The sequence below is a fragment of the Yoonia sp. R2331 genome (assembly GCF_041103235.1).
Taxonomy (GTDB): Bacteria; Pseudomonadota; Alphaproteobacteria; order Rhodobacterales; family Rhodobacteraceae; genus CANMYO01.
In genome coordinates this window covers 127160-140499 of record NZ_JBGCUN010000002.1, presented here as the reverse complement: position 1 = coordinate 140499, position 13340 = coordinate 127160, and the positions used below count along the sequence as shown (strand labels likewise).

12 protein-coding genes are annotated in these 13340 nt (G+C 58.3%); 7 read left to right on the top strand and 5 right to left on the bottom strand.

Annotated elements, in window-relative coordinates:
• Positions 1-77 precede the first annotated feature (77 nt).
• Together AB3Y40_RS15465 and AB3Y40_RS15460 are read left to right on the top strand one after the other, a co-directional pair.
• A complete protein-coding gene (locus AB3Y40_RS15465) occupies positions 78-1154 on the top strand; it encodes a hypothetical protein (protein WP_369439776.1) in 1077 nt (358 codons plus the stop codon).
• An 86-nt stretch (positions 1155-1240) separates the two neighbouring features.
• A complete protein-coding gene (locus tag AB3Y40_RS15460) occupies positions 1241-2707 on the top strand; it encodes a phosphate ABC transporter substrate-binding/OmpA family protein (RefSeq protein ID WP_369439775.1) in 1467 nt (488 codons plus the stop codon).
• Here the strand turns inward: AB3Y40_RS15460 and radC are convergent.
• The 5 genes from radC to AB3Y40_RS15435 all read right to left on the bottom strand — a co-directional run bounded on the left by radC (position 2699) and on the right by AB3Y40_RS15435 (position 8216).
• The gene (radC, locus tag AB3Y40_RS15455; RefSeq protein ID WP_369439774.1) at positions 2699-3448 is read right to left on the bottom strand and encodes a RadC family protein; all 750 of its coding nucleotides are present in this window, start codon (positions 3446-3448) and stop codon (positions 2699-2701) included. The genes AB3Y40_RS15460 and radC overlap by 9 nt on opposite strands.
• A gap of 49 nt (positions 3449-3497) precedes the next feature.
• Complete coding sequence (gene dnaJ / locus AB3Y40_RS15450; protein WP_369439773.1) at positions 3498-4637, bottom strand: molecular chaperone DnaJ; 1140 nt, start codon at positions 4635-4637, stop codon at positions 3498-3500.
• A 76-nt stretch (positions 4638-4713) separates the two neighbouring features.
• On the bottom strand, positions 4714-6630 hold the full coding sequence (gene dnaK, locus AB3Y40_RS15445) for a molecular chaperone DnaK (RefSeq protein WP_369439772.1): 1917 nt from the start codon (positions 6628-6630) through the stop codon (positions 4714-4716).
• A 187-nt stretch (positions 6631-6817) separates the two neighbouring features.
• Positions 6818-7282 carry a GNAT family N-acetyltransferase gene (locus AB3Y40_RS15440; RefSeq protein WP_369439771.1) on the bottom strand — a complete coding sequence of 155 codons (465 nt, stop codon included), beginning with the start codon at positions 7280-7282 and terminating at the stop codon, positions 6818-6820.
• 112 nt (positions 7283-7394) lie between these two features.
• A complete protein-coding gene (locus AB3Y40_RS15435; protein WP_459553995.1) occupies positions 7395-8216 on the bottom strand; it encodes an ABC transporter permease in 822 nt (273 codons plus the stop codon).
• 127 nt (positions 8217-8343) lie between these two features.
• Between AB3Y40_RS15435 and cysQ the strand changes: the two genes are divergently transcribed.
• From cysQ to AB3Y40_RS15410, 5 genes are all read left to right on the top strand, one after another.
• On the top strand, positions 8344-9141 hold the full coding sequence (gene cysQ, locus AB3Y40_RS15430) for a 3'(2'),5'-bisphosphate nucleotidase CysQ (protein ID WP_369439769.1): 798 nt from the start codon (positions 8344-8346) through the stop codon (positions 9139-9141).
• The gene (gene kdsB, locus AB3Y40_RS15425; protein ID WP_369439768.1) at positions 9141-9941 is read left to right on the top strand and encodes a 3-deoxy-manno-octulosonate cytidylyltransferase; all 801 of its coding nucleotides are present in this window, start codon (positions 9141-9143) and stop codon (positions 9939-9941) included. Before cysQ ends, kdsB begins: the two co-directional genes overlap by 1 nt.
• Entirely contained in the window at positions 9938-11152 is a 1215-nt protein-coding gene (locus AB3Y40_RS15420; RefSeq protein WP_369439767.1) for a glycosyltransferase family 2 protein, read from the top strand. The genes kdsB and AB3Y40_RS15420 overlap by 4 nt, the downstream gene beginning before the upstream one ends.
• A gap of 91 nt (positions 11153-11243) precedes the next feature.
• Positions 11244-12137 carry a UTP--glucose-1-phosphate uridylyltransferase GalU gene (galU, locus tag AB3Y40_RS15415; RefSeq protein ID WP_369439766.1) on the top strand — a complete coding sequence of 298 codons (894 nt, stop codon included), beginning with the start codon at positions 11244-11246 and terminating at the stop codon, positions 12135-12137.
• A gap of 30 nt (positions 12138-12167) precedes the next feature.
• Positions 12168-13334, top strand: coding sequence for a glycosyltransferase family 4 protein (locus AB3Y40_RS15410; RefSeq protein ID WP_369439765.1), 1167 nt, complete (start codon positions 12168-12170; stop codon positions 13332-13334).
• Positions 13335-13340 lie beyond the last annotated feature (6 nt).

Here is a 13340-nt window from a genome sequence, read left to right as displayed (position 1 = left end):
ACCTTCCCGCGGTCCATCTGCGGTCACGGGAAGGTGACAGTTTCGGCCCCAATCTCTTGCTGGGGAACGGAACGGACATGGCACAGACACGAACAAGACGTCAGTTGGCGACTGCCGGTGCGACTTTTGCAATCGCGCTGAGCATCGGATTTGTGATGCAATACGGCGACGCAGTTGCAGGGCGCTGGGGCGCGGATGCGCCTGTGGCGGGCCCCGAGACCCGATTGGACCCAGAAACTGTGGTGGTCCCTGTGGCGGCGAGTGTTGCTGTCCCCACAACGCTGGCGATGCCTAGCGCAAGCCTGCCGCGTTTTGAGAAAGTCGGATACACCGAAGGCCTGAGCGAGATTGACGCACCGTTGATGTCTGTCCCTTCAGCCACTGATTTGGCAGCCACCGATATCATTGCGACGGATGCCGTTGAAACGCCCGAGCCGCTGATCACTCCGATCGCCGAGGTCGCAGAAGCACCAGCATGTGACACCACATTGACGGCGACCCCCACGGATTTAGCAATGGTCGAGCTGACATTGGCGGATGATTGCCGCCCGGATGCCGTGGTCTCGATCCACCATCAGGGCATGATGTTCCATGCTTTGACAGACGGAAATGGCAACTTGACCGTGACTGTCCCGGCGTTGGCTACCGAAGCGTTCTTTATTGCTGCTTATGACGACGGCGAAGGGGCCGTGGCCATCACTGGCGTGCCAAGCCTTGCGATGTACGATCGCGCCGTACTGCAGTGGCAAGGTGAAGATGACGTTCAGTTGCACGCCTTTGAGTTTGGCGCAAGCTATGGTGAAAACGGCCACATCTGGGCGGCGTCTGCTGCTGATCCGACACAGGCCGTGGCCGGATTGGGCGGCTTCTTGACAAGCCTTGGCGATGTGTCAGTGCCGGATGCGTTGATGGCAGAAGTCTACACCTTCCCCAGCGGCATTGCCCTGCGTGACGGCGCGATTGAGATCAGCGTCGAGGCAGAGGTGACAGAGCGGAACTGCGGCCGTCTGGTCGAGGCGCAAAGCATACAATTGGTCCCCGGGGAAGCGGCAGCTGCCACTGATCTGACGATGACCATGCCGGGGTGCGACGCTGTGGGCGAATATCTTGTATTGAAAAACATGTTTCAGGACCTGACACTCGCGTCGAAATGACGTGCAAACAAAGGTTCAAAGAGCTTGTAAAATGTGCGGCGGTCTTCGCCGCACTTTTGCTTTGTGGGCGAGCCGCGGCGCAGGATGTGACGATTATCAGTCGCGGTGGTGCGCTATCCGTAACTGGCCGCGTCATCGGGTTTGACGGCACTTACTTGCAAATTGAATCACCCTACGGGCCGCTGACGCTGAACTATGCTCAGGTGACCTGTTCCGGTACCGCCTGTCCAAATCCTCAGAGCCATATTCCGGTCGTTCGCATGTCGGGCGCAGCGCAGATGGCTGACGTGCTGATACCGGCGCTGATCGATGGCTATGCCCGCGCACAGGGATGGCGCAGTGCGCTGCGGCAACTGGGCCCGACACGCCTGCGGATCGAGCTATCTGATGACAATGGTGTCGTGGGGGTCTTTTCCGTGCATGGCACGACATCAGACGAGGGGTTTGCTGATCTGATCGCGTTTCAATCCGACATGGCCCTGTCCACGCGCGAAGTGTCACCAACTGAGCTTGCCTTGGGGCACGAGGTGGGGCTGGGCGCGTTAGACAGTGCTTTGCAAAGCCGGATTGTTGGGTTGGATGCTTTGGTGCCGGTGATCTCTGCGCAGAACAATGTGGGGGACGTGTCACTGTCTGAACTGGCGGGGATCATGGCAGGTGCCATCACGGATTGGGGTGCGCTAGGCGGGAATGACGCGCCGATCACATTGCACCTTGGCTCGCAGCGCAACGGGCAAGTGCAATTCCTGGCCACGGTCTTGGGCGCAGAGCCAACCGCGGGGGCGATCCATCACGATACCACGGCAGACATGGCTGCCGCCGTTGCACGCGACCCGGATGGGTTGGGCATTGGAAGCTTGGGTGAAACGGGTGTGGCGGCGCCGGTGGCGTTGTCTGATGCCTGCGGATTCATTTCCGCGCCACGGGTTGCAGCCCTGAAGGCCCAGGATTATCCGCTGACAGCACCACTGTTCATTTACCTGCCAGAGTGGCGGTTACACCCCGTTGCGCGGGGGTTTCTTAGTTTCCTGCGCACCCCTGCAGCACAGTTGATCGTGCGGCGGGCGGGGTTTGTGGATCAGGGCGCAGTGCCGGTGCCATTGGATGCGCAGGGGCAGCGGTTTGTCAGCGCGATTGCCGCTGCCGGGCCAGAGATCCAGCTGCCGGAACTACAGCGGATGGTGCGAATCCTGACCGCCCTGACGCGACAGTCTGTCAGCTTTCGGTTTGAGGTCGGATCAACGCGGCTGGACGCGGGATCACGTTCGAACTTGACCCTGTTGGCGCAGCGGATCAAAGACGGGGCCTATGCCGGACGCGCGCTGTGGTTGGTTGGGTTCAGTGACGGGCGCGGGGACGCGCTGGCGAACAGCGATCTGTCAAGCGCGCGTGCAGAGGCGGTGAAAAGCGATCTGCTGGACCTGTTGGGTGCCTTGCCTGAGGGTGTGACGCTCGAGACGGAAGCCTTTGGCGAAGCGCTGCCAATGGGATGTGATGACACCGAATGGGGACGTCAGATGAACCGGCGGGTCGAGCTTTGGGTGTCAGAGTAACCCTTCGGCCCGAAAGCTGAGTTCGCGGTTTTTGCCGATGATCAGATGGTCATGTACCTGTACATCTACGGCATAGGCGGCATTGGTAATCTTGGCGGTCATTTCGATATCGGCGCTGCTGGGCGTCGGGTCACCAGAGGGGTGATTGTGGACGAGAATCAGCGCCGCGGCATTGAGTTCAAGCGCGCGTTTGACAACCTCGCGCGGGTAGACGGGGACATGGTCGATGGTGCCTTTGGCCTGTTCTTCGTCGGCAATCAGCGTGTTTTTGGTATCAAGGTAGAGAATGCGAAACTGTTCGGTGTCGCGATGCGCCATGACTGTGTGACAATAGTCGATGATTGCTTGCCAGCTTGAGATCACGTGCCTTTGCATCACGCGGGACCGGGCGAGGCGGTGGGCGGCAGCCTCGACTATTTTGAGTTCGGTCACGACGGCATCACCAATGCCGCTGACAGCACGCAACTGGCTGATCGGCGCGGCAAGGACGCTGTTGAAATCGCTGAATTGGTCCAGCAGCGCGCGAGCCAACGGTTTGACGTCCTGCCGAGGAATGGCGCGAAACAGGACAAGTTCAAGAAGTTCATAGTCCGGCATCGCCGTCGCACCGCCAGTGAGGAACCGTTCACGCAGACGCTTGCGATGATCTTTGATGTAGGACGGTAGTTTCGCGGGGACGGGCGCAGGTGTCGCCTCGTCCAGGTCGCGGAACAGGCCAGGGGTTTCGGCGAAATGGGACATATGCCCATTTCGCGCGATTCAGGTGAAAGATTGGTTAACGATGGGCGGCTTAGCCCTTCATCGAATCCCAAAACCCTTTGACCGATTTGAAGAACTTTGACCCATGCGGGTTGTTCTCTTCGCTCAACTTGTCGAATTCCTTGAGGATTTCCCGCTGGCGACTGGTCAGGTTTACCGGTGTTTCAACCGCCAGTTCGATGAACATATCACCCGCACCGCCGCCGCGTAGGGCAGGCATGCCTTTCCCGCGTAGGCGCATTTGTCGACCCGATTGCGACCCTTCCGGAATCTTCACACGGCTGCGGCCGCCGTCGATTGTTGGCACTTCGATCTCTCCTCCCAGGGCCGCAGAGGCGATGCTGACCGGGACGCGGCAAAAGAGGTTGTTGTTCTCACGCTCAAAAAGCGCGTGCTGCGTAACCTCGATAAAGATGTAGAGGTCACCCGCAGGGCCGCCGCGCATCCCGGCCTCACCTTCGCCCGCGAGGCGGATGCGGGTTCCGGTTTCGACGCCCGCGGGGATGTTGACCGACAGCGATTTCTCTTTCTCGACGCGGCCCGCGCCGTGGCAGGTGCGGCAAGGGTCCTTAATCGTTTGGCCCATACCGTTGCACGTCGGGCAGGTGCGTTCGACGGTGAAGAATCCCTGTTGCGCGCGAACCTTGCCCATGCCGTTGCAGGTGGGGCAGTTCTGCGGCTCTGATCCGCCTTCGGCACCCGTGCCGTTACATGCATCACACCCGACAGCAGTGGGCACCGTGATGGTTTTCTGCATGCCCGCAAAGGCGTCTTCGAGGTTGATGCGCAGGTTATAGCGCAGGTCATTGCCGCGCTGGGCGCGGTTGCGCCCGCCGCCGCGGCCACCGCCCATCATGTCGCCGAAAAGGTCGTCAAACACATCAGAGAAGGCAGAAGCAAAATCGCCCTGACCGCCGCCGGGCCGACCGCCGCCGCCCATGCCGCCCTCGAAAGCGGCGTGGCCAAAGCGGTCATAGGCCGCTTTTTTCTCGGCGTCTTTCAGGACGTCATACGCTTCGGCCGCTTCCTTGAACTGCTCTTCCGCCTTTGGGTTGTCTGCGTTGCGGTCCGGGTGCAATTCCTTGGCCTTTTGGCGATAGGCCTTCTTGATTTCAGCAGCATCAGCGCCTTTGGCGACGCCGAGCGTTTCATAATAATCGCGTTTTGCCATGTTCAGTTTTCCCCTTTGGGAATGGAAAAAGACCGACCCGGTTCCTCGGGCCGGTCCATTTCGCTAGGCTGTCGCCTTAGTCACGCTTGTCGTCGCCCAAATCTTCGAAGTCGGCATCAACGATGTCTTCTTCGTCAGCGCCTTTTGGCTCTTCGTCTGGGTCAACCTCACCGGCCTCTTCCTGGCTGGCCTTGTAGATGGCTTCGCCCAGTTTCATGGCCGATTCAGTGACATTCTGGATGCCCGACTTGATCTTGTCTGCGGTGATGTCGTCCTTTTCGAGGTCGTCCTTCAGCGCGGCAATCGCAAGTTCGATGGCTTCAACCGTGGTTGGATCAACCTTGTCGGAATGCTCCTCCAGTGACTTTTCGGTGGAGTGGATCAGGCTTTCAGCGCTGTTGCGCGCTTCGACCATTTCCTTGCGTTCCTTATCGGCCTCTGCGTTTTCTTCGGCGTCCTTGACCATCGCTTCGATGTCGTCATCGGACAGACCGCCAGAGGCCTGAATGGTGATCGACTGCTCTTTGCCGGTGCCTTTGTCCTTTGCGGCAACCGATACGATGCCGTTGGCGTCGATGTCGAATGTCACCTCGATCTGCGGCATGCCGCGTGGTGCGGGCGGGATGTCTTCAAGGTTGAACTGGCCCAACATTTTGTTGTCGGCGGCCATCTCACGCTCACCCTGGAACACGCGCAGTGTCACGGCGTTCTGGTTATCCTCGGCGGTCGAGAATGTTTGCGACTTCTTGGTTGGGATCGTGGTGTTGCGGTCGATCAGGCGGGTAAACACTCCGCCCAGCGTTTCGATGCCCAAGGACAGTGGCGTGACGTCCAGCAGAACCACGTCTTTGACGTCGCCCTGAAGAACACCGGCCTGAATGGCGGCACCCATGGCAACAACTTCATCGGGGTTCACACCCTGATGAGGCTCTTTGCCGAAGAATTTGGTCACTTCTTCTTTCACGCGGGGCATACGGGTCATACCGCCGACAAGAACGACTTCGTCGATGTCAGATGTGGACAGGCCCGCGTCTTTGATCGCAGCCTGACAAGGCTTCATTGAGGATTTGATTAGGTCAGACACCAGCGACTCCAGCTTTGCACGGGTCAGTTTCATGACCATGTGGAGCGGCTGGCCGTTGGATCCCATCGAGATAAACGGCTGGTTGATTTCTGTTGTCGAGGACGAAGACAGTTCGATCTTGGCTTTTTCAGCCGCTTCTTTCAGGCGCTGCAAAGCCATCTTGTCTTTGGTCAGGTCGACGGAGTGTTCCTTTTTGAACTCATCCGCGAGGTAATTGACGATGCGCATGTCAAAGTCTTCACCACCCAGGAAGGTATCACCGTTGGTGGATTTCACTTCGAACAGGCCATCGTCGATCTCGAGGATCGTCACGTCGAAGGTACCACCGCCAAGGTCATAGACCGCGATGGTTTTGGTTTCTTTCTTGTCGAGGCCGTAGGCCAGTGCAGCGGCGGTTGGTTCGTTGATGATGCGCAGCACCTCGAGGCCCGCGATTTTGCCGGCGTCTTTGGTCGCCTGACGCTGGGCGTCGTTGAAGTAAGCAGGCACGGTGATGACCGCTTGGGTCACGTCTTCGCCAAGGTAGGACTCAGCAGTTTCTTTCATCTTGCCAAGGATGAAGGCAGAGATTTGTGAAGGGGAGTATTTCTCACCCTTGCTTTCGACCCACGCGTCGCCGTTGCCGCCATCAACGACAGCGAACGGCATGTTCTTTTTGTCCTTTGCAAGATCCTTGTCGTCGAAACGGCGGCCGATCAGGCGCTTGACGGCAAAGATGGTGTTTTCGGGGTTGGTGACGGCCTGACGCTTTGCAGGTTGGCCGACGAGACGCTCATCATCTGTGAAGGCGACGATCGACGGCGTGGTGCGGGCACCTTCGCTGTTTTCGATCACGCGGGGCTTGGAGCCGTCCATGATGGCGATACAAGAGTTAGTGGTTCCGAGGTCAATTCCGATGACTTTGGCCATGTTTCAAATCCCTTTTGCTTCAGGCGGTTTGAGCGGCGCGAACCCGTTTCGGCACCCGCGCCTATTTTCATGAATTGCGATCGGGCTTTCGGCCCGTCTCGCGACTTCGCGTATATAGGGTTGGGTTTTGGGGGCTGCAACCGCCTGCGGGCCCTGATTTGCGCCCAAAACCGGAATCTTTGCGGTGTCAGCAGAGATTCTTGGTGAATGTGACCTTACCAGCGCCGCGATCATAGAAATCAGGGATGTGCGCCGCCTTTTGATAGCCGCAGCTTGTGTAGAAACGACGTTGCGGCGCAAAGTCTTCCGTATCGAGCGTGTCGACCAGCATAAGGCGCGCCTTTGCCTTAATCAGGGTGGATTCAGCATAGCCGACGAGGGCGGCACCGATGCCTTGCCCTTGGTGATCGGGTGAGACCGCCAGCGCCAACATGTTCCAGGTGCCGGATGTCATCCGTTCGGGTTCGAGGAAGGCGAAGCCAACAACGATGTGACCGGCCAGCGAGACACACCAGCGGTCGTCGGATTGCTGTGTCAGGTAGCCCTGCACCATGTCGTCCAGCATGTCAGCAGGAAACAGGTCAGTTGCGTTCAGGATGTCAGTGAGTTCGGATAGGTCATTTTTGCGCAAGGCGCGGCAGGAGATGGTCATGAAGTGGCCTTTGGTGTTTGGGCAAAAGGAAGATGTCCCCCAAAAGGGGTCGACGGGTGCCCAAACACGAAATCAGAGGTTGGCTAGCCCCTGACAGGTCGCAGGTCAATCGTTAGCGCGATGCGCCCCAGCTGATTGAGGCGTTCTTGCGGGTGTAGAATTCGCCCATCAGGCCAATCGCGACCAGCACCAGCCCCACATAAAGCGGGTACATCGCAGAGCTGAAGTGCGGATTATAGTTGATAAACGTGAATCCCCGCGCCTGGTCGATGGTGTGAAAAAGCGGATTCCAGTCAAACAGCACCAGCATCGAGGCAGGCAATGAGTTGGCAAGGAACATCTTGCCCGAGGCGATCATATTGGCGCGCGAGTAGATCGAGCTGACTACTGTCACCACGTCTGGCATCCAGGGTTTTATCGCGAGAAGGATCAGCCCGACACCTACGCCGGTGAACCAGGACAGTAGCAGCATTGCCATCGCGCCAGTGGGATCGTCTATGACAACGGGATTGAACAGCACATGGTAGAAGAACAGCACCACCAAGAGGGACAGCAATTGCAGGTAAAGCGATGAAAGTGCGGCCGCCGTGATCGAAATGGCGGTTGTCATCGGCGCATGTTGCATCATCGCTGATGCGGGTCCCTCTGACCCGATAACGGCTTGCATGGCTTTGGTATGGGTCAGGTAAAGGAAGATACCCGACATAATATACAGCAAAAAGTCGCCGCGCACGGCGGCACCACGCAGACCAAGAAGCGAGTACATCAGATAGAAAGTCAGTACGAACACGATGGTTTGCATCATGTTCAGAACAAGCCCCAGAAACGCATTCCTGTGGCTTTTGCGGACGTCACGCACGACCGAGTGATAAATCAGCTCGAGCATGGCGAAAACGCTGCGTCGGCGTTCATGTGTGACAGGGGCCTGAAACATGCCGGTTCCTTTTAGGGGCGAGGCCCCTGATGACACGAATTTCTTGCTGTTCGCTTGACGCCCGATCATAAGGACCGCGTTCGCGCATTTCAATCATTGCGCCATCAGGAAAAAGCAGGGTGTGACCATGGATTTCGGGAAACTGACAGATGTGATGCGCAAGTTGGCGCTGGAAGCAGGCGACGTCATCATGGAAATCTACGACAGCCCCGATTTCGATGTCCGATCGAAAAGCGATGACAGCCCGGTGACAGCAGCGGACGAGGCGGCGGATGCGGTGATCGCTGCGGGGTTGCGCGCGGCGTTCCCGGACGTGGCGCTGGTGACTGAGGAACAAGCGGATACCCACGGCGAAAGTGCTAACACGTTCCTGATTGTAGACCCGCTGGATGGCACCAAAGAGTTCATCAAGCGGCGCGGCGATTTCACCGTGAATATCGCTTATGTGGTCGATGGCGTGCCCAAAGCCGGGGTCGTTTATGCACCCGCCAAGGGGCGGTTGTTCTACACCGATGCGGATGGGCGGACGGTCGAGGAGATGGCTCCGTTTGACAAAGCCAAAATCGGTAAGACCAAGCCGATTTCAGTGTCTAACCCGGACAATTCCGCGCTTTTGGTGGTGGCATCCAAGTCCCACCGGGATGAAGCAACGGACGCCTATATCGGCAAATACCAAACGGCAGACATGAAAAGTGCGGGGTCATCACTCAAGTTTTGTCTGATCGCAACAGGAGAGGCGGACATCTATCCGCGCCTGGGACGCACGATGGAGTGGGATACCGCAGCCGGGCACGCGGTGTTGAACGGGGCGGGCGGGCGCGTGGTGCGTTTTGATGATCATTCGCCGCTGGGCTATGGGAAGGACACCTTTGCCAATCCGTTCTTCATCGCTTACGCGCCGGGCGTCGATTTGGTGCAGGGCTGATGTCTGTTCTGGTCGTCATACCGGCGCGCTTTGCCAGCACCCGCTATCCGGGCAAGCCGCTTGTGGCGCTGCGGGGCGCCGGTGGCGCTACGCGGAGCCTGATCCAACGTAGCTGGGATGCGGCGCAATCGGTCAAAGGCGTGGACAGGGTGGTGGTGGCCACCGATGACGGGCGGATCAAGGACGCTGCGGAGGCTTTTGGCGCAGAGGTCGTGATGACATCCGAGGACTGTCAGAACGGCACTGAACGCTGCGCCGAGGCGCTGGATGCCTTGGGCGGTGGCTATGACATTGTGGTCAATCTGCAAGGCGACGCGCCGCTGACCCCTGCGTGGTTTATCGAAGATCTGGTGCGCGATCTGGCGGCCCATCCGGTGGCTGAAGTTGCGACACCGGTGCTACGCACCGAGGGCCGCGCACTGCGCGGGTTTCTGGAAGACCGGCTTGCTGGCCGGGTTGGCGGGACGACGGCGGTGTTTGGCGCGGATCACAACGCGCTATATTTCAGCAAAGAGGTGATCCCCTATACCGGTCAGACCTATGCGGACGATGCCGAAACACCGGTTTTCCATCATGTTGGTGTCTATGCATACCGTCCATCAGCGCTTGCTGCGTATCCGCGCTGGCCGACCGGTCCGTTGGAGCAGTTGGAGGGGCTGGAGCAGTTGCGGTTCCTTGAGCAGGGGCGGCATGTTCTATGCGTTGAAGTCGCGGCGCGCGGGCGGCAGTTCTGGGAGTTGAACAATCCCGAAGATGTCCCCCGGATCGAGGCGATGTTGAAAGACATGGGCTTCAAATGACACACCCGGCTGTCAGCGTCGTTGTTGTCAGCCTTGGCCGCCCGGCAGAGCTTAACCGGTGTTTGGTCGGACTTTTTCAACTCGACTACGCCCCGTTTGAAGTTGTGGTTGTTGCAGATGCGGAAAGCTGCAAAGGGCTTGGCACATTTCAGCGTCGCATCAAGCTGGTGCATTTCGAAACGGTCAACATTTCTGCCGCGCGCAATGCCGGGATCGCGCAGGCGTGCGGTGAGATTGTGGCGTTTATTGATGATGATGCCGTGCCAGAGCCTTCGTGGTTGCTGCATCTGATTGCGCCATTTTCAGACCCCTACACAGCGATTTCGGGAGGTTTTGTGATTGGCCGGAACGGCATCAGCCTGCAATGGGCGGCGCGCCAGGTGCAGCGTGACGGAACAGCAGAGGCAATTGAACCTTGGGGGGATACGCCGCGCCGGTTTGACCCTAAAAGCAGGATCATCGCCAAAACCGAAGGCACCAATATGGCGGTGCGTAGGACGGTGCTGGAAGCCGTTGGCGGGTTTGATGAGGCGTTTGCGTTTTACCTTGATGAGACCGACTTGAATGTGCGGATTGCGGATGCTGGTCATGTCACAGCGGTTGTGCCGATGGCACGGGTGCACCATGGCTTTGCCGCAAGCGCGCGCCGGACCGCGCACCGCGTGCCACGGGATTTGACGGAAATCGCCGCCTCTACTGCCGTTTTTCAGCGCAAGCATTTAGGACGGACAGACAAAGCCCCGGCCCGCCGAGCCCAGCGTTTGCGTTTGGTGCGGCACATGGTTGCAGGTGATCTGATGCCGGGCGATGTGCTGCGGATGATGCGAGGGTTTGATCGCGGTTGGTCTGCAGGCGAGACGCGCGATGCAAACCAGCGGGCACAGCCGTCTACCCCGCCCGAATTCAAACCGGTTACGGTACAAGTCAGGGGCCACCGAACAATGACGGCACGGTTCTGGCGGGCAAACCGCGCAACGGCCCATGCGATCAAGGCCGTAGAGGGTGGATCACGGGTGACGCTGTTTCTGTTTTCAGCAACGGCGCGCAAGCATAAGGTCTGGTTTGATCCGCGTGGGTTTTGGGTGCAACGTGGCGGGCAATTTGGACCGTCAGAGCGTGACCAGCCCTGGTTCCGGCGGTGGCGTGCAAAGACACGGACACAGCAAGAAATGGCCCGTTTGTCACAAGTTCGCCCATTTGATGCGGGATAAGCACCACCAAGCGGTCGATTCGCGCCGGACCCTTGGTTTCTTGGCCTGAGTCATTTAGATCAAAATCAACAAGACTCATTACAGGTCCACTATGCAAACCAAAGTTACCAAAGCCATTTTCCCCGTTGCTGGTATGGGCACCCGTTTTTTGCCCGCGACGAAATCTGTTCCAAAAGAAATCATGACCTTGGTGGATCGCCCGTTGATCCAATACGCAATCGATGAAGCGCGCGCGGCGGGGATCAAAGAATTCATCTTCGTGACCTCGCGCGGAAAGTCCGCGCTTGAGGATTATTTTGACCATGCGCCAGACCTTGAAGCCTCGTTAAAGAGTGCGGGCAAGGATGAGCTGCTTGAGGTTCTTCGCAACACCAACATGGAAAGTGGCGCCATCGCCTATATCCGTCAGCACAAGGCGATGGGTCTTGGGCATGCCGTTTGGTGTGGGCGTCGGTTGATTGCTGACGAACCCTTTGCAGTGATGTTGCCCGATGACGTGATTGCTGGTGACACACCGTGCCTGCAGCAGATGGTCGAGGCTTACCATGAGACCGGTGGCGCGATGGTTGCGGCGATGGAAGTGTCGCCAGAGCAAACCAAAGCCTATGGTGTTCTTGACGTGAATTCCGAAAGCGGGCGCGTTGTGTCTGTGAAAGGCATGGTAGAGAAGCCCGCGGAAGGCACAGCACCTTCCAATCTGGCGGTAATCGGTCGCTATATTTTGACGCCTGATGTTTTGAACAACATCAGTTCTGTCAAAAAGGGAGCCGGCGGGGAGGTTCAGTTAACCGATGCGATCGCCGCCGAGATCACGCAGGGCCGCGACGTCTATGGTTACCGGTTTGAAGGCCAACGTTATGATTGCGGTTCCAAAGCCGGATATCTTGAGGCGACGGTGGCGTTTGCACTGGCCCATCCACAGCTGAAAGATGACTTTGCACGTTACCTGAGCCAGATGATTTCCTTGAAGAATGCCGCGCAATAGACACTGTTTCGGTGTCCTGTGGGCGCCATCATGACGGTGTGCCGCCTGCTGGACGTTTCGAGGGTGGTTAGTCGGGCAGGTCTTGTCCTGACAGGTGTTGACCGGGTCGAACTTGCCTATCTGAAGCAGATTGCAAAGACCGAAAATGCATTTGGTCTTGCCCGGACGGCACTGGGCTATGTTCTGCTGGATCAGAGCGGATTGAAGGCATTGCTTGACGCGATCGAAAGCGATGAATGGGGTGCGCCCGATGCCTTGTCACGGTTCAATCGCCGTCTGACACCTGCGGCGCGACGGGGGCAGTCGTTGGTGCGACGTCATGCTGCTGCCCGGTGCCGGCGCCGCGGCCTAGCGGGCATTTTGGCCAAACAACTGGAACCTGGGTTCGCCTATTACAACGTTGGGCACAGTAATCTGACAGCCGGAACGTTGCAGGCCGTTGGTGCGGGGGAAGGCAAAGCCTCGGTCCTGATCCACGACACCATTCCGCTGGATTGGCCCGACATGCAACGCGACGGCACGGTGGAGTCCTTTGGACGTAAACTGGCTGCGGCAGGGGCATATGCGCAGCGGTTGATCGCCTCCACCCAAACTGTAAAGCAGGATGTTGGTCGCCATGTTGCAAACGCCCCGGTCGTGATTGTTGCGCCATTGGGTGTAGAAATGCCGGAGGTTTCGGCCGTTTTGCCCATGTCAAAGCCTGAAACGCCGTACTTTCTAACTGTCGGCACCATTGAACCGCGCAAGAACCACGCGTTGTTGTTGAACGTCTGGGAAAATTGGCCAGATGCGCCACCCTTGCTGATCTGTGGGCGGCGTGGATGGAAGAATGAGGACGTCTTCAAACGGCTGGATGAGGGGATTGCCGGTGTGCAAGAGCATTCGGATGTGTCGGACGGTCAGATCGCCCATTTGATGGCAGGTGCGCAGGCTTTGTTGTTTCCGTCATTTGCCGAGGGCTACGGCCTTCCCCCGGTTGAGGCACTGGCACGGGGGACGCAAGTGGTTGTCGCCGATCTGCCAGCATGTCGCGAGGTTCTGGGCGACGACGCCGTTTACCTGGACCCGCATGACCGATATGCATGGGAAAATGCGTTAAAGAATATAGCCTTGGCCCCTAGAAGCGGCACAAAAAGATCCCGAGTTCCCCCTGACTGGGACACACATTTCAAGTTAGTCTTTACGGATGGATGGTAGACCTGC

What these genes read in the sequence shown, in the direction of transcription:
- AB3Y40_RS15435 (WP_459553995.1), bottom strand. Translation starts at nt 8,216, where the DNA reads ATGTTTCAGGCCCCTGTCACACATGAACGCCGACGCAGCGTTTTCGCC.
- AB3Y40_RS15465 (WP_369439776.1), top strand. Translation starts at nt 78, where the DNA reads ATGGCACAGACACGAACAAGACGTCAGTTGGCGACTGCCGGTGCGACT.
- AB3Y40_RS15420 (WP_369439767.1), top strand. Translation starts at nt 9,938, where the DNA reads ATGACACACCCGGCTGTCAGCGTCGTTGTTGTCAGCCTTGGCCGCCCG.
- galU (WP_369439766.1), top strand. Translation starts at nt 11,244, where the DNA reads ATGCAAACCAAAGTTACCAAAGCCATTTTCCCCGTTGCTGGTATGGGC.
- dnaK (WP_369439772.1), bottom strand. Translation starts at nt 6,630, where the DNA reads ATGGCCAAAGTCATCGGAATTGACCTCGGAACCACTAACTCTTGTATC.
- AB3Y40_RS15440 (WP_369439771.1), bottom strand. Translation starts at nt 7,282, where the DNA reads ATGACCATCTCCTGCCGCGCCTTGCGCAAAAATGACCTATCCGAACTC.
- AB3Y40_RS15410 (WP_369439765.1), top strand. Translation starts at nt 12,168, where the DNA reads ATGACGGTGTGCCGCCTGCTGGACGTTTCGAGGGTGGTTAGTCGGGCA.
- cysQ (WP_369439769.1), top strand. Translation starts at nt 8,344, where the DNA reads ATGGATTTCGGGAAACTGACAGATGTGATGCGCAAGTTGGCGCTGGAA.
- kdsB (WP_369439768.1), top strand. Translation starts at nt 9,141, where the DNA reads ATGTCTGTTCTGGTCGTCATACCGGCGCGCTTTGCCAGCACCCGCTAT.
- dnaJ (WP_369439773.1), bottom strand. Translation starts at nt 4,637, where the DNA reads ATGGCAAAACGCGATTATTATGAAACGCTCGGCGTCGCCAAAGGCGCT.
- radC (WP_369439774.1), bottom strand. Translation starts at nt 3,448, where the DNA reads ATGTCCCATTTCGCCGAAACCCCTGGCCTGTTCCGCGACCTGGACGAG.